The sequence below is a fragment of the Chitinophaga sp. MM2321 genome (genome assembly GCF_964033635.1).
Taxonomy (GTDB): Bacteria; Bacteroidota; Bacteroidia; order Chitinophagales; family Chitinophagaceae; genus Chitinophaga.
Window position 1 is genome coordinate 2,823,228 of the sequence record NZ_OZ035533.1, and the last position, 21,298, is coordinate 2,844,525.

Below are 21,298 nucleotides of genomic sequence, written 5' to 3' on the forward strand. Positions count from 1 at the left end.
GTATATTATCCCGTAACCTGTTCGTCGTATCATTTCCGTTATTTTATTTTTTCCATCACCTGGTTGTAATATCCGAGGCTTTGGCCAATTTCCGTCAGGTTATTGCGGGGGTTCGTTTCATATTCAACCGCCAGGATACCTGTAAACTTTTGCTGGTGTAATTCTTTCAACATACCATCTATATTGCAGATGCCCGTTCCCCATATAGTGTCCACTCCTCCTGTGGCAGGCGTTGTAATATCTTTGAAATGCACTTCAAAGATGCGGCCTTCCAGTTTCTTCAAACATTCAATGGGGTCCATTCCGGAGCGGGTCCAGTGTCCTACATCTGCACAGGCGCCGATATATTTGCTGCTGTTTTCCAAAGCGGCCAGCAAGGTATCAGGATGCGCGTAATGCGAAGGGCTTGGATGATTATGGATAGCTACCTGTATCTGGTATTCTTCGCAGAGCCGGGAAACCAGTTCCAGATCATCAGGATGAGGTTCCGATACAATATTCCGGAGGTCCATGGCTTTTGCGAATGCAAACAACTCCCGCCATCCTTCCGGAGAATCCGGTGTGTATACGCCAAAGTCGATGAGTTTTACATCCTGCTTTGCAAGATAGTCCAGTACCAGTTTCCGCTTTTCTTCACTCATCCCGGCCTCCATTTTACCTTCTATGCCACCACCGATAGGCTGTCCCGGGAAAGCACCCAGGAAGTGGATACCCGCTTCTTTCGCCTTGTCTACTGTTTCAAAAAAGGTAAACTCCCGGAATGACCATGCAATAACAGCCAGGTCCCAGGGCGCGCTACCCGCCTTCTTTTGCTCCGGCTGATTACAAGCCGTGTAACCTACTGCAAACAGAATGGCCAGCAGCAATATCGATAATTTCTTCATCATGCTATTTATTTTTCGTTCTGAAATTTCATTACTCAATATAGGTTATTGAAACACTCTTACATAATCCAATATATAAGATTGTGGAAAGATGGCATCATCGATCTTCCCACCCCATGCACCACCCAGCGCCAGGTTCAGGAGCAGGAAATGCGGTTTCCGGAAAGCGTTCTCTTTACCCACACCAGCATTATCAAGTGGAAAAGTATGAAAGCGGTGTTCATCATAATAAAAATCAATCCGGTCATCTTTCCATTCAATGGCATAAATATGAAAACCATCTGTAGGAGACACCTCACTTTTTGTACCCATCATGGAAGTATGTTTCTTTTTCTGTGGATCTTCATAATGTGCATTCCCGTGAACACGTGCAGAATCGTGTCCTACAAATTCCATGATATCGATCTCGCCGCAACGCGGCCATCCGATTACGGGTTCATTATCACCAAGCGTCCAGATGGCGGGCCATACACCCATGCCACGGGGAAGTTTTGCCCGTACTTCTATTCTGCCGTATGTCCATGATGCTTTTCCCTGCGTAACAATGCAGGCAGACGTATAGGAGGCGCTATCCGGGTGAAACTGCCACTCGTTACTTCCCGGCTGGTGAAAGGCATTGGCGAACTTTTCTTTTCTGCCTTCTATGATGAGATGCCCACCGGCAACCCGGGCATTCTCGGTGCGGGCGGTCGTGTAATACTGCTCCTCGTTATTCCTGACAAAGCCTTCCTGGTAACTCCATTTTGTACTATCCGGCAATCCGTCTCTATCAAATTCATCTGACCATACCAATGTTTTAAATTCGCCCGAACCGCCGCCGGAGGCCTGCACTTTCGCAGGCTGGCTACACGAAGAAGCCAGCAGCCCTGCTGTAATGGTTGCCAGGCAAAGGCCGTTTAATTTCTTTATCATAAAACCTGTTTTAATCATTACTCAACAATAAGTTCCTTGTCGTACTCAAGTGCCGGGATGTAGCCGGGTAACGCCGTATTATCCTGTCTCAAAAGCACTTTGTATTTACCAGGTTCCAGGTTGGCCAGCACCCTTTGATTACCGAATGTGTAAGGTAGCCATTTTCCATTACCTGTATGCTGGATATACCAGGTATAAACACTGGTATAATCAGGATTGATCACATCGAGCGTATATTGATGCCCGTTAGTATCCTTTGTGATGGTAAAATACGATTGTGTATTCACTTTCCAAATTTCATCAGCGATTGTTTGCATTACTTCCGGATAACCTATCAGCAAATATTCCGTTACAGGATAACCCCACCAGGTGAGCGGCTGTACTGCGGGCATTTTAAAATAACCTCTCTTCACCAGCTTGTTTTTGATGGCGGCAGTTACATGCTTCAGCCAATAAGCCTGACAGGTGGGCGTAAGGCTATAGTACCAGATGGTTTCATTGACACCCCACGGCGCCCAGGCGCCATCGCCCATTCCCATGATGCCGGGATGTTTGCCCCGGAAACCTATGCCATACCAGTCCAGGTTAAAGAGTACCGGGACACTCTCTATCGTATCGCCCTGCGGACTGATACCGCCCGACTTGTTCAGTATTCCGGGGAGATACTTACTTAAATTGAGTTCCGCCATTGGCTGCCCTTCGCAGGGCGAATGCCGGTAGCTGTTGCTGGTAGGGTCCGGGCGCACAGGCGTGGTCAGAAAGTCCAGCAAAAGCCGATTGCTGCCATTCACGTACAGCGCCCGGTCTATATCTGCGTTAATGATAGCAAAAGTACCTTTCGATTTCGCATACGCCCTGATCTTCTGAAACAGGTCATGCGTTTTTACATAAGCCGTATCATGATTGGTAATCATTTCAAACCAACCCATATGCATAGAATTACAACCCATGTCGATAAAAATAGTGCACATGTAGTAAAACCACATGCGGGTTTGGATACGATTAATGTCCGGCGGCCAGCATTGTGGCAACCATTCAGGAAATGATGCATTGCGCATCGCTTCCGCATTAAAGTACAACGGGCGTTTCGGGCTGTACTTCAGGCCGGCCATATCGGGGTCTGACCGGAAAACATCCAGTACATGATCCGGCACGCGTATCTTGTTTACATCGGTGGTTATTGCTTCATAAATACCTGCTTCTATAACAGGTAATGGTGTATCATCATTTGAATAAACGAGATGAATATCGCGGATGAACTGCCGGGTTATGCTGAATAGTTTGCCTCCCGGCAACAGGTCTGTTTCCGGCATTCCCCATGAACCTGCCACCCTGCTCAGGTAGGATGGTTTAAGGCGCCTGAACATATTGATCTGCTCACAATATCCGGGCTTGCCTAAACGATTAGTAATGCCTGCTACCATCATAGACCGGGCGAGATAGCGGTCTATCAATGCGTAGTCGTGTTCTCCATCCGCTGTGATAGCCGGCTGCACAACGGGTAGTTTCATGGCAGCCGGTATACAATCCTGTGCATTCGCCGTATAAAAAAAACAAATCAGCAAAAGTGGCGATAATAATCTTAGCATATCTTGTAATTAATGGCCACCCTGCCATAACGCTTTAATGGTGCCGGCGAGGTTGTAGTTATATTTTGTAGTACCATTTGCCGCACGGAAAGTATCCGGCCACTGCTCATCAGAGATCTTGCCACGGGTGAGGCCTTTCAGGCCCGGCACCTGGAGGAAACCGTTTTTGTCCAGTTCCCGTACCCGATGATATGCATATCGTAGCCACGACTTCCGGTAAGCCTCATCCTGTAAACCAAACCACGTGATCTCATCCCATCCCCACACCCACCAGCCAATGTCTGGCTCATTGGGATGATCACTCACGCCGTTGTTATCAAACTCCACGAGATATGGTAATGAGCTGCAGGTCCAGCCGAAATAGGTAGTACCGCCCTTGCTTCTGCCATAGATCACATCTCTTACGTTGGGCATGATAACAACTTCTCCCCCATTCTTTCCTCCACGATGACTTCCTTTCACTTCCAGCGGTCTTATGGGTGAAGAATGAAAATCAAACAGGAGTGTATCTGTATCTTTATAAAATTCTCCTTTCGTATGGGCATCACATAAAATCACCCCGCGGTTATATCCTTTGGCAAACGTTCTTATTTTTCGCAGCAATTCCCACCAGTGCACATGATCCGGATCATTATCATCCATGATCATTACCTGGCCGAAATGAAGTGATTCCACCCCGCATTGAATAAATTCAGTGGCCATAAAGTAAAACCACATCTGCGTTTCCTGCCTGCTCATATCCGGTATGGAAGCGCCTTTGCGCCAATTATCCACCCCATAACCATTTGTATAAAGCATCTCCTCATACCTGAAATTTCTTTTGGGCACACCAAAAACAGCGGCCACTTCATCAGACATGGTGACACTACTCACTTCCGTACTCACCACTTCAAAAATGCATGCCTGTATAATTGGTAATGGTGTATTATTTTTTTTGTAAGCCTGATGAATATCCTGCACGGTGTTTTTCAACGCCTGAAAAAATCCATGATTGATCCGGTTCTCTCCTTCCCAAAGACCGGCTGCCCTGCCAATAAAGCGGGCGCCGATATCGGGCAGCATCCGGATATCTTCCAGATAGCCGGTGGGGTCATATGCTGTGGGGGGATTGCAGGGTGGATAAAAACAAACACTTTCCTCAGACAACGGTTGCATGGTGATGGCGCGGGACAGGTACCATTCCAGTTGCTCCCTGTTCATGGTGCCGTGAAAATCAGGCGCCTGCGCCCTGCCTTGTTGTACCAATAAGTATGTAAAAAAATATAAGACCAGTTTTTTCATGCTTCTAACAACTTAAAAAGTAAAAATTACATCGCGCTTAATTATAGCCCGCATTCTGCACCAATGCTGTGTTCCTGTTCATTTCCGATTGCGGAATAGGAAACAGGTCAAAAGCAGGGCGATAAACACGGCTCTCCAGCTGGAATTTTTCGTACGAGAGAGAAGCATCATTCTTCTTAGTGATCCGCATCCCGTAAATGGTTTTAAATACACTTTCCCCGATACCCCATCTTCTCACATCCCAAAAGCGGAAATTTTCAAAGGCCAGTTCAATTCTTCTTTCATGCCGGATACGCGCACGCATCTGATCTTTGGAGAGTCCTGCGGGCAGGTCGGGCATGCCTATGCCTACACGGCCACGAATATCGTTGATGGCTTTATACACTGTTTGATCCGGTGCGGCAAGTACTTCATTCTGTGCTTCTGCATAGTTCAGCAACGCCTCTCCATAACGCATAAATATCCAGTAATTACTACCTACATGGCCGGGCCATGGCTGCATATCACCGTTGGGGTCCAGCATTTTGTTGCCGAGATAATACCCTGTTTGTGTATAAGAATATTTCTGAGGACCGCCATCTGGTCCGTTATAAATACCGTCTATGCCACCAACAAAAGTTTCTATACGTGGTTCATCATTCCGTTCTTTCCATATGCTGCCGTTATGGTAAATGGTAAGTCCCAACCTTGGGTCACGATCCTTGTAAGGATCAAGGCTGTTATACCCCGAAGCAGGGTCGGTGATTGGCAGCCCGTTTTTCATTTCATATGCTTCTACCAGGTTATGGGAAGGCTGATTGTTAGCCCAGCCCCATTCACGCTGAATCGTGTTCTGTTGCTGCCAGTCGTTCCAGCCGCCGCCATTTGAATTAAAGTTCACGGTGGACTGGAAAATTACCTCATTGGAAAAGCGGGTATGAAAGAGATTTACATAATTATTATTCAGTGAATAAAGGCCCAGGTCTATCACTGCTTTGGCAGCATCTGCTGCCTTCGTCCATCTGCCTACTTCATTACCTTTGTTATGAAGCGGGCTTGCGAGGTAAAGTAATGCGCGGGATTTGAGCATTAAAGCAGCTCCTTTGGTAGCTCTGCCCAAATCGGAAGAGGTATAAGTTGGCGGAAGGATGTCAGCAGCGAGATTACAGTTTTCCTCAATAAAAGCAACCACTTCTTCAGCAGTATTCCGGGGAACGTTGAAGTCGTCTGTTACTTCCATTACATAATCGATCACCGGAACGCCACCATAGCGTTTAAACAATTCAAAGTAGCAATAGGCACGGATAAAGTAGGCTTCCCCTTTCATCCTTTTCAGTTCATCACCCTGCTTGGTAGTTTCCGAAGGCACATTATCAATATTGCGCAGAAAGATGTGTGTTTTCCTGATCAGCGCATATAGTGCTCCCCACCTGTCCAGCGGATTGGAGGTAGATGAAAGCGAACCGTTTCTGAATATAACGCTCGCATCGTTCTGCGGATAGGGGCAATAAGCTTCATCGGTTACATTACCATAACTGAAACCGTATAGCGGCATCCATTCGTCGTGAAAGAGCCCTTGATAAATGCCCGCCAGAAAGCCATTTGTATTGAGATAAGTAGAGAAAGCAACCGATTCTGACATACCACCACTCTCCGCTTTATCAAGGAAAGAACCCTCCTTCCTGCAACCACCAAAAGCGACCAGTATTGCGATGACCAGCACTGATAATTTTATATGTTTAATCTTCATGATAATTCTTTTTAGGATAAGCGAAAATTAGAATCCAACAGATGCACCAATATTGATGACCCTTTGTTGCGGATAGATGGCGCCCTCACCACTCGGTGCTTCCGGATCAAAGTCACCCCCTATTTTATCCCAGGTATAGAGGTTCATGCCGTTAGCATAGATCCGGAGGGAAGAAATTCCTCTCCCGTTTTTCAACCACAGTTGTCTGAAGGTGTAGCCGATCTCCATATTCTTCAAACGCATATAGCTGGCATCTTTCAGGAAAAAAGTAGAAGCGTTGTGGTTGTTGGCATTTGTACCGGAGTGTATAGCAGGATAAGACGCTGTTGCAGCGGTTTCAGGTGTCCAGCGATTGAGGTGCGACTCCAGCACTTTACCGCCATTCTGAAACTCCCAGGCACCGCGGGCGGAGAACATTACATTGAAATTTCCGGCGCCTTGCAAAAGAAAGCTGAAGTCCAGGTTCTTCCAGTTAACACCACCGGAAATACCATAGAACACTTCGGGTACATCACTTCTTCCGATAGGTCCCTGATCGTTCTGATCTATTACACCATCGTTGTTTCTATCCAGGTACCGGATGTCTCCCGGTATAACCGTACCGAATTGCGGGGGGGCCGCAGCAATTTCCGCTTTGTCGTTAAAAAAGCCCAGGGCGGTGAGGCCATATATCTGGCCAATGGGATGGCCCGTGCGGTATAAATAATCATAAGCGCGGTTCTCTTCATCCATAAACAGGATTTTGTTGCGCGCATAAGTGAGGTTACCATTAACGAAGTAAGTGAGATCTTTCTTAACTGTGCGCTGGTGTCTTAACTCCAATTCAAATCCCTTATTTTCTGTTCTGCCCATATTGGCAGGTGGCAGGTTGCCAGTGGGTACGCCCACCATAGCGGGGATAGTGCCCCTTGTTACCAACATGTCTGATCTTTTCTCCTTAAAAACATCCAATGTCATACCCAGCAAATCACCGAGCAGCCGTACTTCCAGGCCCAGGTTTGTTTTCTTTGAAGTTTCCCAGGTCACCAGTGAATTAGGCATAGGTCCTTCCTGCACACCGTCTGTATTCGAAGCGGGGTCACCGAAGTTGTAACCACCACCGGGATTAAATTCACCGATGAATAACCAGCGCCGTCCGGGTAACTGATCATTACCTACTGATCCGTAAGAAGCCCGCAGCTTCAGAAAATCAACCACGCTGCTGCCCTTCATGAAAGACTCTTCTGATAATACCCACGCAGCGGAATAAGAAGGGAAGAATCCATAACGGTTTCCTTTAGAGAAATTATCCGTACCATTCAGACCGGCATTAAATTCTGCAAAATATTTATTGCGGAAACCATAGGCAAGTCTGCCTACCAGGCCCTGTGAAACAAAAGGGATTTGCCCGCTGATCACTCTTTGCTGGCGGTTTGCCAGCAGGAAGCCGGTCACATTGTGCTCTCCTTTTTTTCCGTATAGTCTTTCATAGTTCAGTGAAAAGTCGAGCCAAGTATCGCGACTCTGATCTGTAGTAGACCATGGTGGTCCCAGTGGTGCGTCTTTGGTATTCTGGTAACGGTAGCTCAGTGGGTCCATCAGATCACCGCCTTCATAGAAAGCAAAATATCCGGTCCTGCCTCTTTCTACGTTATTCCTGAAATAGCCGTCGAAGGAAAAATTGCCTTTTACGGAAAGCCCTTTCGTTATAAAATCCATTTTCCGGGTAGCTGAAATCTTACCTGAAAGTGAAGAGTTAAAGGCTTCCTTGTAACCGGCCTGCTGTACATCCCCGATTGGGTTACCGCCGCCATAAGTAGAAGAATAGCCATATACACCGGTAGGATATTTAATCGGTGTAGCCAATGGCGGTACCCACATGAGTGCACTGAATAGTTCGCCGGTAGACCTTCTGGGCCCGTTCTTGTTTTCGATAGCACCAAACAGGTTCATACTGAGAGAGAAGTCCTTATCAAATTCAATATCAATATTGGAACGGAAGTTATATCGCTTGTATTTGATATTTGGATCATAGTTCGGCATTTTTTCAAGCCTGAACAAACCATCCTGGTCGGTATAGCCTACGTTCACAAAATACTTTACGAGTGTAGTACCGCCGCTGATATCAAAGTTTGCCTGTGTAAGGTTTGAGCTTTTCATCATTTCCTTTACCCAGTCTACATCAGGATACCGGTAAGGATCAGCATGTGTGCGGTATGCTTCCAGCGCCTCCTCAGAGAAAGGAAGCGAAGAGCCGCCCGGGTTATCATTCAGATAGGCCTCGTTGCGAAGTGTGGCGAAACCGTAGGAATCAGCAAACTTAGGCAACCGTATCGCTGTTTGAACTGCGCGTTGCACTCTTGCGTTCATTCTTGGCTTTCCTAATTTGCCGCGTCTTGTGGTAATAATGATAACGCCGTTAGCGCCTTTTACGCCATATAACGCAGTAGCAGATGCATCTTTTAAAATGGAGATTGTTTCAATTTCGTTGGCATCCAGCAGGGAGATAGCATTATATTCTTTCTGGATCCCATCTATGGTTACCAATGGCGCCGTACTATTGAGGGTAGCTCTTCCTCTTAGAAAGAGCGTAGAAGCATCTGCACCCGGTTCGCCGGAACGTTGAATAGAGATGAGGCCCGGCATCCTTCCTGCCAGCGCATTTGTAATATTGGCAACAGGGCTCTGCATCAGTTCTTTGGTGCTAAGCGAAGCAATAGCGCCTGTTTGCGCAATCTTCTTTTGTGTTTGTCCAAAGCCCAACACGACCACTTCATTAAGCCCGGTATTATTTTCTTTCAGGATAATCTCTATGCCGCTTCTACCGCCAACGGATATACGCTGACTGGTAAACCCTACATAGCTGAATACGAGGAAGGCATCCTGTTTCACACCATCCAGTGCAAAATGGCCGTTTTCATTGGTAACGGTTCCTTTGCTCGTACCTTCCACACCAACGGATACGCCAATGAGCGGTTTGCCTGTGCTGTCCTTCACGGTGCCGCTAATACGAATATCCTGCACCACTTCCGCAGGCGCCACTTCTCCGGGTGTTATGATCACGGTTTTATCAATGATCCTATAGGAAAGCGGTAAGCCTTTCATACAGGCATCCATCACCTGCTTGATGGTAGCCGCTTCCAGGTTTACGGAAACACGGGCGCCGGCTTTGTTGATATTCTCGTTATTATAAAGAAATAAATAATCACCTTGCTGCTTGACCGATGCAAATACCTTTTCCAAAGGTACCTGGTCGAATGATAGTGTAAAATACTTTTCCTGTGAGTAAGCCGCTGCCGATAATTGCAGGCAGCCGACAAGTAAGAAGATAGCAGACAATTTCATAACACACATAATTTTGGTGAAGAATAATTGCCAACCATACCTGATTTGATTAGGTAACGATTGTTTCATAAACGAGGAATTTAATAATTAGCCGATGTTAGTATCCAGTAAATATTCGTAAAGGGCATTATCCGTGCAAACGGAAGCCGGTCCACTGTTTTTTTGACAAACATGAACTACCCGCAGGCACAATTGTGCCTTGTAAACGCATATTAATTTTTAAAAGAAAACGTTATGATTTATGGAGAAGTAACGATAATTCGTCTTCCTTCTATCTCGAAATGGGCGCCGCCGGTAAGTTCCAGCATTTCCAGCACCTTTGATATATTTTCCATCCTTCGCATCCCACCCGTAAAATGACTTTTCGGTTTTGTTTTCAACTTATATTCTACCGTTATATCATACCAACGTTCCAGCTGCTTCATGATATCTTCCAGGTTGTCGTTATTAAACAGGAACAGATTGTTTTTCCAGGCAACGGCCCCGTCTACATCCACTCTGGCTATGTCCATCAGCTGCTGCTGTTTGTTAAATACTGCATGAAAACCCGGCCGGAGGTTATAGGTTGGAGAGCTTGATCCATATTTTAACTGCACCTGGCCTTCCAGCAAAGTAGTGACAATTTCCTTTTCGTTATTATAGGCCATCACATTAAAATGAGTGCCCAGCACCTCTATCCTCACATCTTCCGCTGTTTCTACAATAAAGCGTTGGTGCACATTACGCGCTACTTCGAAATAGGCTTCCCCTTTCAGAAAAACAGTCCGTTCACTTCCTGTAAAATGGGTAGGGTACCTGATGGATGACATGGCGTTGAGCCATATACGTGTGCCGTCTGACAACACCACGGAATATGTTCCGCCTACCGGTGTGGTGAGCGTATTAAATACCACTTCTCCCGGCTGGGAAAATCCTTTTTCATATACCAGTCTGGCCGAATCATTTTGCAGCCGGGCGCCATCTCTTTCACCCAGACTGGCCAGGGAATCACCGTCCAGTATTACTTTTTCCCCGTTGCTCAGTATCAGTACTGCCTTGTTACCGCCAGGCTCCACATCATTATGATAACGCAAGGCTGTAGGCGTGTATTCGTAATCGTTATCTTGTTTCTCTTTATTAAAAAACAGCATCCCCGAAGCAATAACCAGTGGCAAGAGAATAGCCGCTGCATATTTCCACCAGCGTGCTTTCCGGATATCGCGGATATTTGTTTCCTGCCCTGTTTTCCTTTCCTGGAAAGCATTCCAGCCCTTTGCTATATCAATCGCATCCAGCTCATCCAGGTGCTGTTTCATTACATGCTCATCTGTCAGTTGCCTGAAAAGCGCAGCATTGGCTTCATCTTCACCGAGCCAGGCATTCAATTTCACTTGCTCCTCTTCATCAAGGCCAGTACGGATATATTTCTCAATAATCCCGCTTATCCCTAGAAGGGATTGCATATTATATGGATCGTTATTCATATCCGGTTCTTGGCATGTTGGCAAAATCGCCTGCTTCTATACTAAAACAACTCAACAGGAAAAAGGTACTAAGTGTACCAGATGTTTTTTATCGAAAACATCAAAATACCTCCCCGAAGACAGGTAATTATAATCCAAGCAATAAAAAAAGTGGTAGTAAACGCTCGTTCAAAATACCCCGTAACAGCTTGTAGCCACGGCTTTTCTGATTCTTAACCGTTTGGAGGGATAACTGCAGTGTATCAGCGATCTCCTGGTTCGACAATTCATCCAGGTAACTCAGCTTGATAATTTTCCTGCACTCCGGGGGAAGCTGGCCAATAGCATAATGCAGTTCACCGGTAACTTCCGCTGTAATGATAGCCTGTGTAACATCCGGCTCTGTATATGCTTTTCTGTGCAATTGCTCAGTCGCATATTTTTGCTGCACCTGGGAATGTTTGAGGTGATTGAGGCAGTCATTGCGCACCATTGTATATAAAAAGGCTTTTGCTACATTCAGTTCCTGAAATTCCCTGCCTGTTTTCCATATCTTGAAAAAGGCCTCCTGTACCAGGTCTTCCGCGATGGTCATATCACCCGTCATTTTGCCTGCAAAGAAGCACAGACGGGAATAAAGCAGCTCAAACAGGTAGCTGGTAGCACCCTCTTTGTTATCTGCCATATGACGTACGAAAGTATATTCCGGAGAATTTTCCAAATATCAGCAATTTGTTGGGAGTTAGCGATAATTCATAACGTGGTATAGTCTCTTGGTTGTCCCTGGGGGTTAAAAATATAAAGAATAACGACATTTTTACAACTTCCGGTAATTCTTTTTTAGTGCATTGTTCATTGCGCAACACTGCTGTTGCCCTGCTTACTGGTAAAGTATATAATGTGGGATGCTAACGGAAGGGATACTATCTGAATACTTTTTTTAATGCTACACTAGCCTACATAGGAAACCTCGGACACATAGTTTGTCTTCTCTCACTTTGACGGTTGTTTAAAAAATCTCTATAAGACAACACCAATTCAAATCCACCACGATGTTGCGCAGCGACGGCCAACTTATCAATATTGACATCGTAACTGATACCAATCATAAATCTAGATTGTTGCCATTGAATAACCGGTATAATCGCATCATTCATCCGATACAAAATTCCACCGGTAATCGTTTGCTCTCCCCCTCCTACAAAAAGATCACGGCTAAGCATGGCGCCCACCTGCAGTGTGCTGATCTTTACGGGTGTAAACCTTTCAGCAAACTGTTTAAAATAATCTGCATAAAATATAAACCGGTCCGTTTCGCTGGTGGGAAGAGATAGCCCTGCATTCAAAGCAAATTTTCTGTTCAACACGATTGTATTACTTTCGAAAAAACCCACCTTGGGCTTTGTAATATGAAATAATCCTGCGCCAATAAAATAATCTATATCCTCTTTGATAACACCATTATAACTTAAGCCGGTAGACAGGTCAAAATAGTTAACACTGGTATTGTTAAAGACCTGGCTGGTATAAGGCAGCACGCTAAAGCTACCATTACTGCCGGCAACAAACTGATCGTTAAACACCAGTTTGGTGGGATCAAAACGTTGTTGCATAGAACCGCCCATAAAGGCCAGCGATAAATAAGAATTACGTTCCCTGCTTAGCGGTAAACTATAATTAATGACGGGCATTATCTGCGTTGTATTGAACTGGGAAGTACCTGCAACATCCCTGAGCAGCTGAAGACCAATCGTAACGTTATCATCACTTGTAATATTGACAGGAAACTTTACTTCCGTACTTAATCCAAATGTTCTATACGGAACAGTAACACTTTGCCACTGGTTCCTGTAGGAGGCTGTTACCCGGATATCTCCCGTAAAAATACCCGCTAATGCAGGATTACGCAAGAGCGGCTGATCATAAAACTGAGAGAAACCTACGTCCTGTGAAAACACACAGGAAGCAGACAGACAACCTGTCAATAGTAAAAAGAATAGTTTATAATACCGTCTCATAAATAAGTTGTTTAGAATAATGTAACATTACCCTTAAAGGAATATGGAACACCATTTTCGCAGATAACATCCACTGTATAGACATATACACCGGTATCTGCCAGTTTCCCATTTACCCTGCCATCCCATCCAAATTCGATACTGTTAGGAGGAAAATTACTTCTTTCAAACATCAGTCTTCCCCAGCGGTTAAATACCCTGAATGACTTAACAGAAGCAATCCCCGATGCTCTTACTATTAGTATTCTATTTTCCGGCACATTTCCGTTGGGAGCAAATGCATTGGGAATAAATACCTGTGAATTCTTACAAAATACATTGATACAAACATCATCACTTCCACTGCAACCATAGATGTTCGTAACCTTTACATTATAGCAGATATTATTTTTTACCGTTACAAGCGGTGAGGAACATATAGCATCATTACAATCAAGATCCTGCAAAGGCGTCCATGTATAGCTTTGTATCGGTAAGACACCCGGATCAGCCGCATTTGTAATTACCGGCGCCAGGTTTAGGCGGGAGCCGGTAGGTAGAATCAGTGTATCTCTCGCAAAGACTACAACAGGTTTTTCTCCAATCTGTATCAAGGTATCGGTGGTAACGCTGCAACCCGTTTGAGGTGAACTAACCGTTATGGAATAGATGCCTCCATCTTTAACAGCTACGTTGTTAATCCCTGCATTTGGCAGGTTGACCGGAAACCCTGCTCCTGGTCCTTTCCATAAATAGTTCAATGTTGCATTCCCCGGAATAGAGCTGTAGGCCTGCAATACTAGATCTTGCCCAACGCACAGCGGTGTTTTTGTAACGATCACCGGTTTGGAAGGTGACTGATTGATGCGCACATCGAAGTTTGCCGTTTGTGAAATACAATTATTCTGAATAGCATATACAACATAGGTGCCGGCATCCGACAAAGCAGCGGATGGAAAGGGAACAACCGCATTGGGGACGGTATCTGCCAATGCGCCGAAAGCAGGGCCTGCCCAGACATACTCAATATTGCCAGGCTGATTATTACCAGGTGAAAGAGCCGTTAATGTAAACGGTTGCCCACTGCATAACGGAGGATTGTATCCCGCAACCGGCTTTGCTGGCGGAGTAGGATCTTTCAACACAAATACATCCGGTATCTTTTGCGAAGCACAACCACCATCCGTTTCCACGTAAATACCGGAATAAGTACCTGCCGTTAGTGGTACGGTAATTTTTCCGGATGCATCTGTATTTGTGGAAAATGTATAGGCTGTTTGAAATTTATTATAATAAACTGTCACTGGCACATTGGGCAACGCACCATTATTGAGGTCAAGCACATTTAATGTAATGGCGCCCGATGGAATACCGCAGTTGACGGGATCCGTATAGGCTGCACTGATTATTTTAGCCGTTGGATGAACAATAGCCACTATACCGGATTTGGGGCTTTCACAACCGTAGCTGTTCGTCTGACTGACATTGTATACAAACCGGCCGGCAACATTGGTATTTATAACAGGAGCGCCATTTATCAGTACTCCATCTTTATCATACCATTTAACCGTTGTTCCCGGTAATGGATTTATGCTTAACGCCGCAGGTGGCATTCCCATGCAGAAATCAGCATTGACAGTAACTGGTGCAGGCGTTATCGGTTTAACGACCAGCGTTAAATCATAAGGCACACCCGTACAAGGATTTTGAGCAGGGTTAACAGGTATTACTCTCACCGTCAGCGATTGACTGACAGTGCCGGTATTCGTAAAAGATAAAGATATAGCAGGATTGGGACCAGATAAAGAACCCGAGCTTACACCCGCAACATTGGCAGGCAATGATCCAACCACAGCCCATGTATAAGTAGTATTGGCAACTGTGGAAGATGGCCTGAATACCGCCATATCACCGGAACAAATGGATTGCGTGGCGATGGGAAAAGTCAGTACCGGACTTTCCGTTATCTCCACATCGGTGGTGGTAACATAGCCAGGGCAGGGCGATACAGCCGCAATGGTATAAGTTACAGTATAAACACCCGGTGTACTCAGACCCGGATTAATTTCGCCTGTTGCTGCATTCACAGATAATCCCTGCCCTGCACTGAAGGTGCCTCCCGGTGTACCAGATAAGGAAACCGGTTGTGCAGCAGTATTCCCACCGCAATACGGAGATCCCGGATAAGTAATGGTGGCAACCGGGGTACTATTTACGGAAACAGTAGTGGTAGTACTATAATTTGCGCATCCGCCTGCACCCGGAATCGTGTATTTTATCGTGTATACACCAGCGGTAGCACCGGAAGGATTGATTTCTCCTGTTATGGTGTTGATAGAAAGTCCGGTTACCGGCGTGATTGAATAGCTTCCATTTCCTGTTCCTGTATGTATTACCGGGACCGGCAGATTTGGCGTGGAGACTGTATTTACGACATTGCACAAACTGGCGGGCTGGTAGGTAATGGAAGCCGATGGCGCTTTACTGACTGTAACATTGGTGTGGGTAATAAAACCATCACAGGGTGGAGCAGCTGCAATCGTATAAGTTACAGTATATGTTCCCGGCGTACTGGTACCAGGCGTAATTGTTCCCGTTGCCTGATCTATTATTAAACCTGCGGTAGAAGTAAAAGTACCGCCGGAAACTCCGGTAAGATTAACCAAAGTCGCTGCATCTGAAGTACAGATGGCCGGGTAAGCTATACTAGCAGTCGGTGTGTTGCTCACAGTAACGGTAGCGGTTACACTATAATCCCGGCATCCACCTGAAGCCGGAACAGTGTACCGGATAGTATAAGTACCTGCCGTAGCACCGACAGGATCTATTTCTCCGGTTGTGGCATTTATCGGTAATCCGGTTGCCGGACTAATTGAATACCTACCGCCAGGTGTTCCGGTATGTGTTACCGGTACCGGCAGGTTGGGCGTAGTGAGTGTACTGGCAGCATTACACAGGCTTGCAGGCTGATAGGCAATGGAAGCCAACGGCGCTTTACTGACCGTAACATTGGTGCTGGTAATAAAGCCGCCACAGGGCGGAGCAGCTGCAATCGTATAAGTTACAGTATATGTTCCTGGCGTACTGGTACCAGGCGTAATTGTTCCCGTTGCCTGATTTATCGTTAACCCTGCGGTGGAAGTAAAAGTACCGCCGGAAACTCCCGTAAGATTAACTAAAGTGGCGGCATCTGAAGTACAAATGTCCCGGTAAGTTATAGCAGCAGTCGGTGTGCTGCTCACAGTAACGGTAGCGGTTACACTATAATCCGGGCATCCGCCTGAAGCCGGAACAGTGTACCGGATAGTATAAGTACCTGCCGTAGCACCGGCAGGATTGATTTCTCCGGTTGTGGCATTTATCGGTAATCCGGTTGCCGGACTAATTGAATAAGTACCGCCGGGTGTTCCGGTATGCGTTACCGGTACCGGCAGGTTGGGCGTAGTGAGTGTACTGGCAGCATTACACAAGCTTGCCGGCTGATAGACAATTGAAGCTGATGGCGCTGCGTTCACATGCACGGTTATAGGTACCCTGGGTCCTTCCCCACACCCCGTTACCTGGCTTACATAATAGGTAGCATTGTCGGCGGTGGCGGTTGATGGCGTTGGGGCAACGGACGAACCTGTACCACCTGTAGCAGTGGTGTACCATAGCAACCCGCTTCCGGTTGCAGTTAAAGGAACTGCCGGTTGGTGCTGACAGTAAATGATGGGAGACATTACCACAGGGGCGCCGGCTAAAGGATTAACTGTTACCAATATAGCTGCCCGTGGCCCTTCACAATCGTTAGTAGTCTGACTTACATAATAGGTGGTATTGCCAATGGTGGCAGTTAATGGTGTTGGCGCAACGGACGAACCAATACCACCTGTAGCACTGGTATACCATAGCAACCCGCTTCCTGTTGCAGTAAGCGGCGGCGCCACCTGGTTCTGACAAAGTTGCACGGGTGAAGTCACAACGGGTATTGGTGGTAAAGCGTTAACCGTTACAGTAACGGGTACTCTGGGGCTTTCGCATTTATCTGTTACTGTCTGACTCACATAATAAGTTACAGTGCCTGGTCTATTGGTAGATGGTGTTGGTGCAACAGTTGAACCACTTCCACCCGTTGCAGTTGTATACCATAACAATCCGGTACCTGTAGCCGTAAGCGGCACCGCAGGTTGTCCCTGACAATAAACGACGCGGGGGCCTGGAACGGGTGGCGGGGATGTAGGACTTACTACAACCTGTTTTGTTATAACATCGCTTCCACAGGTGGCATTGGAAGCTGTTAAGGTAACCGTATAAGTCTTCGCTACTGTATAGGTATGACAGGGAGGATTTTTCTCATTCGAAGTGGTACCGTCTCCAAAATCCCATGTAAAATTACTGGCGCTGCTACAGTTATTGTTACCACTGTAACCGTCTGTTGTAAGATTCGTAAAACAAACAGGCACATTTATACACGGCTTAATGGGATTTACACTAAAATCCGCTTTAGGTTTAGTTCTTATAATAATCTGATTGAGCGTATAGGTAGTGATAAAACAGCCATTGATTACTTTCAATGTAGCCGTAAAATCAATACTGGGGCAAGATGACGTTGTATATTGATGCGTTAACAAACGGACAGTGTTTGTTGGATTCAGCGGGTGTGATAAAGTGTAAAGTGGACTGCCATCCCCAAAATCAACTACATAAATAGTACCGGGTGAGTTCTTGAACCAGTTACCACCAATCTGAAATTCAACGGAGGCCGGAGCGCATAATCCTGTGGTAGGAGACGTAGTACTAAAACTGGCTAATGGATTCTGACCATTGTAAAACTGGTATGCTACACTTTTTGTGCAACCACTAGTAGCGGTAATACTGATAACGATAGAAAAATAACCCTGAGATGCATAATTGTGGCTGATTTGCGCGTTTGCGGGCCAGTCTGTTTGTGTAAAGGGTGCTGTATTATCTCCCCAATCAATTGTATAGATATTACCAGTACCCGATGTAACAGAACTATTACTGACGATAAGATCATAAGTTGCATCACCCGAACAATTGGTAAAAGGAGCATTCTGGGTATTCATGTCCGTTAAGGCAGGTTTAGGCGCCGGCCGGATGATTAAGTCCGTGCTGCTGACTACCGTACCATCAGGAGTAGTGACCGCTATCTTCCCACTTACAGCCTGGTCGGAAACAGTGGCTCTTATACTTGTAGCACTGGTGACTTCAAAGCTGGCTGCATCATTATTTCCCAATTTCACCTCTGTAGCTCCCGTGAAATTTGTTCCGGTGATAATAACGGATTCCCCCTGGCAAATGCTGACAGGTGAAAAAGAGGTGATTGTTGGCGGTTGCGGCTGAGCAGAAGCAAAGCTTCCAAACAACAAAACTGCTATGATATGTAGAATAATTAAATAGCGTTTATCGGGGCGTAAACAGGTACAGTAAAAATGCATAGAGATAGCTATTCCATTATGGTAAGCTTAAAAATAACATTTATTATCCTATTGTTTCAAAAAAGTCAAGTCAGATGGGTGTTGACAAATAATTCCAAACGTCTGTACAAATTTCCCGTTCTAATTTTATATCTGACTATATAATTTTTTTCTATCCAAAAATCATATTTAATTATAATGAAATATCACATCTGTCTTACAAAAATTCTTCCTCAGAAATGATATAAATTCCACAAACTATATTTGTAAAAAATACAGACAAATGAGAAAGTTAAAACTTCAGGTACAAATGAGCATTGAAGGATACATTGCGGGCCCCAATGGGGAAATGGATTGGCTGGTGTGGAATTGGGACGATAAACTTAAAGATTATGTAACAGCAATAACAGATCCTGTTGATTGTATCGTGCTTGGACGGAAACTTGCACAAGGTTTTATCCCGCATTGGGCTTCTATACCGGAACAAGAAGGCGCTGATAAAATGAATAGCTCGAAAAAAGTCGTTTTCACCAAAACGCTTGACAAATCAGAATGGGATAATACCGTTTTAGCAAAAGGCGACCTTACTGACGAGATCACCAGGCTGAAAAAACAAGATGGTAAAGACATCATCGCTTATGGTGGCGCTACTTTTGTATCGGCTCTCATCCAACAAGGACTAATTGATGAGTATCATTTATTCATTAATCCAACTGCCATTGGTAGCGGAATGGCAATCTTCAATAAACTTGACAGCAAACAAAATCTGACGTTAGTAAAGGCTACAACATTCGACTGTGGGATTGTTGTGCTTCATTATGAGCCGAAACACGGTTAATGGATGGGGATGGTGACCCAAGTAAAGTAAGGCGGTAATCATTTTGACAGTTTTTCAATGGCTAATTCCAGCGAATCCAGGAAATTGACCTGCCTGCCTTTATTGCTTTCGTAAATGAAATCTTTGATGCTCTTTCCTGGATATTTTGTGAATTCACCGATGATGACCAGTTGTACTCAAGAATATTATCTGTAAAAATAAAACAAATCGATTCATAAATTTTGTCCTTTCCCCTTTCAGTATTCGGTACATCATCAGATATATTTAAAAACATGTCCGCAAAAAATATTTTCATCATATAATCGAGTGCCTCCAATTGTCCGTTTCCGGACGCCGGACGCCCACACATGAACAGCTACAGAAAAAGAATCATACATAAATGATATATTTTGTATACTGTTCAGATATGGCAACTTTGTTGTGGAAATGCTTGTATAATATCAAGACCATGAGTCACATTGTCATTCCCATTCCCCCACTCCCCGGTAAGCAAGAGATACAGGTTGAAGTAACGATCAACAATCAGAAGCAACAGCTGCACTACCGGGTGGAGTTGTTTTATTGGGACGATTGTTCCAACCCCATGGGACACCGGGCAGATTGTATCAGTGAAATGCTGGCGCATCACGATCCTGAGTGGACGGTATATTATATCGGCGCGCCTACGGATAAATTTGTGCCAATTACATTTGTGAATAAGGAAAGCAGGAAGTTATTGCAGAAAGCTACAGGATAAGGGGCATCCATTTTTTGCGACAATTCAATAGCATAGGAAACTATAGCAATCGCTCCAAGACGCCTTTGCGCTTAACGATATTTTTATAATCCCACTGAATATTTACAGATTTTTCAAGCCAGCGTTTTAACTGATCAGTATCTATCTGTTTTACATCCGTGTAGCAGGCCTCAGCAGCCTTGAAGCTTCCCTCAGGTTGCAAACCGTCTTCATCAAAGGACTGGCCACTCCAAAACAACAGGCGCACGCTGTCTTTCAATTTGCTATAGCCCACGATCGGGTTCCCATTCAGAAACCAGACCGGGTGCCGGTGCCAGATTTTATTTTCTGCTTCCGCTATATGTTTATCAATTTCCTTCGCCAGTTTTTGGCAAATAGCCTTATCTGCGGCTGACATCGAATCATTATATGCTTGTATTTCTTTGTTCATATTGCAGGTTTGTGAGTTTAAAACAATAGAATCAAATTAAAAATATCACAAATAAATTATTCGACAAAATGCCGGCACAACTGGTGAAATACGCTTGCCGACATATATTAAATCATTTTATTACGTATAAAAAATAGATAGATGTTAAAAAATATGTTTCTTTTATAAATCCGGCTATATGATTTTCGTTGCTATCAAACTTTTATTTACTTTTGGTCGCGAAATGAGAGTAGTTATATTTTTCACATATTTATGTTTCCTGCTGATAAGCGGGAATAAATATGTTTTTACAGGTACCCACCACAACTACAGCCACTACTCTCCGGCTGAGAATATTAATATAGGGCAACAGCTAAAATCTGCAGATACAAATCCGGAAGTCACTATTATAGAGGTCACTGATGTTGAAGACGAGGATGCAAGTACTTTTCTTGTCAGAAAATATAAATTACAGGACAGGTACTATCTGACAGCGCCCTCCTCCTTTTATCTCCATAAATGCTTTAAAGCCCCACCTCCACTGGTGGCATATTTGTCTTCTATATATCTTACACAAGGCGTTTTAAAGATCTGATCCATCACATACATCAGTTACCGAAGCTATGACCATGCCAACATGGTGGATGTATATTAATATTGCTTCCTCCTGCACTACAGTCAGGTCTTACCCTGGCGACTGATATTTTTGCGCTCACAAACCATCTCTGCATTATAGC

Annotated in this window: 15 protein-coding genes; 4 read left to right on the forward strand and 11 right to left on the reverse strand. The window is 45.0% G+C overall.

Annotated elements, in window-relative coordinates; genetic code table 11:
- Positions 1–38 precede the first annotated feature (38 nt).
- From ABQ275_RS11020 to ABQ275_RS11065, 10 genes are all read right to left on the reverse strand, one after another.
- Entirely contained in the window at positions 39–887 is an 849-nt protein-coding gene (locus ABQ275_RS11020) for a sugar phosphate isomerase/epimerase (protein WP_349318356.1), read from the reverse strand.
- Positions 888–929: 42 nt separating this feature from the next.
- Positions 930–1,796, reverse strand: coding sequence for a glycoside hydrolase family 16 protein (locus tag ABQ275_RS11025; RefSeq protein ID WP_349318357.1), 867 nt, complete (start codon positions 1,794–1,796; stop codon positions 930–932).
- Positions 1,797–1,813: 17 nt separating this feature from the next.
- A complete protein-coding gene (locus ABQ275_RS11030; RefSeq protein ID WP_349318358.1) occupies positions 1,814–3,385 on the reverse strand; it encodes a hypothetical protein in 1,572 nt (523 codons plus the stop codon).
- 9 nt (positions 3,386–3,394) lie between these two features.
- A complete protein-coding gene (locus tag ABQ275_RS11035) occupies positions 3,395–4,666 on the reverse strand; it encodes a hypothetical protein (RefSeq protein WP_349318359.1) in 1,272 nt (423 codons plus the stop codon).
- Positions 4,667–4,703: 37 nt separating this feature from the next.
- The gene (locus ABQ275_RS11040; RefSeq protein WP_349318360.1) at positions 4,704–6,395 is read right to left on the reverse strand and encodes a RagB/SusD family nutrient uptake outer membrane protein; all 1,692 of its coding nucleotides are present in this window, start codon (positions 6,393–6,395) and stop codon (positions 4,704–4,706) included.
- 27 nt (positions 6,396–6,422) lie between these two features.
- Complete coding sequence (locus ABQ275_RS11045; RefSeq protein WP_349318361.1) at positions 6,423–9,719, reverse strand: TonB-dependent receptor; 3,297 nt, start codon at positions 9,717–9,719, stop codon at positions 6,423–6,425.
- 239 nt (positions 9,720–9,958) lie between these two features.
- Positions 9,959–11,161: a FecR domain-containing protein gene (locus tag ABQ275_RS11050; RefSeq protein ID WP_349318362.1), complete on the reverse strand. Its 1,203-nt coding sequence runs from the start codon at positions 11,159–11,161 to the stop codon at positions 9,959–9,961.
- Between the two features lie 148 nt (positions 11,162–11,309).
- Positions 11,310–11,882 carry an RNA polymerase sigma-70 factor gene (locus tag ABQ275_RS11055; protein ID WP_349318363.1) on the reverse strand — a complete coding sequence of 191 codons (573 nt, stop codon included), beginning with the start codon at positions 11,880–11,882 and terminating at the stop codon, positions 11,310–11,312.
- A 235-nt stretch (positions 11,883–12,117) separates the two neighbouring features.
- Positions 12,118–13,179: a PorP/SprF family type IX secretion system membrane protein gene (locus tag ABQ275_RS11060; RefSeq protein ID WP_349318364.1), complete on the reverse strand. Its 1,062-nt coding sequence runs from the start codon at positions 13,177–13,179 to the stop codon at positions 12,118–12,120.
- Positions 13,180–13,190: 11 nt separating this feature from the next.
- Positions 13,191–18,227 carry a PKD domain-containing protein gene (locus tag ABQ275_RS11065; protein ID WP_349318365.1) on the reverse strand — a complete coding sequence of 1,679 codons (5,037 nt, stop codon included), beginning with the start codon at positions 18,225–18,227 and terminating at the stop codon, positions 13,191–13,193.
- Between ABQ275_RS11065 and ABQ275_RS11070 the strand changes: the two genes are divergently transcribed.
- The 3 genes from ABQ275_RS11070 (at position 18,226) to ABQ275_RS11080 (ending at position 20,152) form a co-directional block, all read left to right on the forward strand.
- A complete protein-coding gene (locus tag ABQ275_RS11070) occupies positions 18,226–18,504 on the forward strand; it encodes a hypothetical protein (protein WP_349318366.1) in 279 nt (92 codons plus the stop codon). The genes ABQ275_RS11065 and ABQ275_RS11070 overlap by 2 nt on opposite strands.
- Positions 18,505–18,861: 357 nt before the next feature.
- Positions 18,862–19,416 (forward strand): dihydrofolate reductase family protein, encoded by a 555-nt coding sequence (locus ABQ275_RS11075; protein ID WP_349318367.1) that lies wholly within the window; start codon positions 18,862–18,864, stop codon positions 19,414–19,416.
- A 448-nt stretch (positions 19,417–19,864) separates the two neighbouring features.
- Complete coding sequence (locus ABQ275_RS11080; protein ID WP_349318368.1) at positions 19,865–20,152, forward strand: hypothetical protein; 288 nt, start codon at positions 19,865–19,867, stop codon at positions 20,150–20,152.
- Between the two features lie 40 nt (positions 20,153–20,192).
- On the opposite strand, the gene ABQ275_RS11085 is transcribed toward ABQ275_RS11080, so the two are convergent.
- The gene (locus ABQ275_RS11085) at positions 20,193–20,582 is read right to left on the reverse strand and encodes a DUF1801 domain-containing protein (protein WP_349318369.1); all 390 of its coding nucleotides are present in this window, start codon (positions 20,580–20,582) and stop codon (positions 20,193–20,195) included.
- 178 nt (positions 20,583–20,760) lie between these two features.
- On the opposite strand from ABQ275_RS11085, the gene ABQ275_RS11090 reads away from it, so the two are divergent.
- Complete coding sequence (locus tag ABQ275_RS11090) at positions 20,761–21,156, forward strand: hypothetical protein (protein WP_349318370.1); 396 nt, start codon at positions 20,761–20,763, stop codon at positions 21,154–21,156.
- Positions 21,157–21,298 lie beyond the last annotated feature (142 nt).

Coding starts and splice junctions, on each gene's coding strand:
- ABQ275_RS11040 (WP_349318360.1), bottom strand. CDS start 6,395: ATGAAGATTAAACATATAAAATTATCAGTGCTGGTCATCGCAATACTG.
- ABQ275_RS11090 (WP_349318370.1), top strand. CDS start 20,761: ATGATTTTCGTTGCTATCAAACTTTTATTTACTTTTGGTCGCGAAATG.
- ABQ275_RS11080 (WP_349318368.1), top strand. CDS start 19,865: ATGAGTCACATTGTCATTCCCATTCCCCCACTCCCCGGTAAGCAAGAG.
- ABQ275_RS11060 (WP_349318364.1), bottom strand. CDS start 13,179: ATGAGACGGTATTATAAACTATTCTTTTTACTATTGACAGGTTGTCTG.
- ABQ275_RS11050 (WP_349318362.1), bottom strand. CDS start 11,161: ATGCAATCCCTTCTAGGGATAAGCGGGATTATTGAGAAATATATCCGT.
- ABQ275_RS11025 (WP_349318357.1), bottom strand. CDS start 1,796: ATGATAAAGAAATTAAACGGCCTTTGCCTGGCAACCATTACAGCAGGG.
- ABQ275_RS11085 (WP_349318369.1), bottom strand. CDS start 20,582: ATGAACAAAGAAATACAAGCATATAATGATTCGATGTCAGCCGCAGAT.
- ABQ275_RS11035 (WP_349318359.1), bottom strand. CDS start 4,666: ATGAAAAAACTGGTCTTATATTTTTTTACATACTTATTGGTACAACAA.
- ABQ275_RS11030 (WP_349318358.1), bottom strand. CDS start 3,385: ATGCTAAGATTATTATCGCCACTTTTGCTGATTTGTTTTTTTTATACG.
- ABQ275_RS11065 (WP_349318365.1), bottom strand. CDS start 18,227: ATGAATACCCAGAATGCTCCTTTTACCAATTGTTCGGGTGATGCAACT.
- ABQ275_RS11020 (WP_349318356.1), bottom strand. CDS start 887: ATGATGAAGAAATTATCGATATTGCTGCTGGCCATTCTGTTTGCAGTA.
- ABQ275_RS11075 (WP_349318367.1), top strand. CDS start 18,862: ATGAGAAAGTTAAAACTTCAGGTACAAATGAGCATTGAAGGATACATT.
- ABQ275_RS11045 (WP_349318361.1), bottom strand. CDS start 9,719: ATGAAATTGTCTGCTATCTTCTTACTTGTCGGCTGCCTGCAATTATCG.
- ABQ275_RS11070 (WP_349318366.1), top strand. CDS start 18,226: ATGTCCGTTAAGGCAGGTTTAGGCGCCGGCCGGATGATTAAGTCCGTG.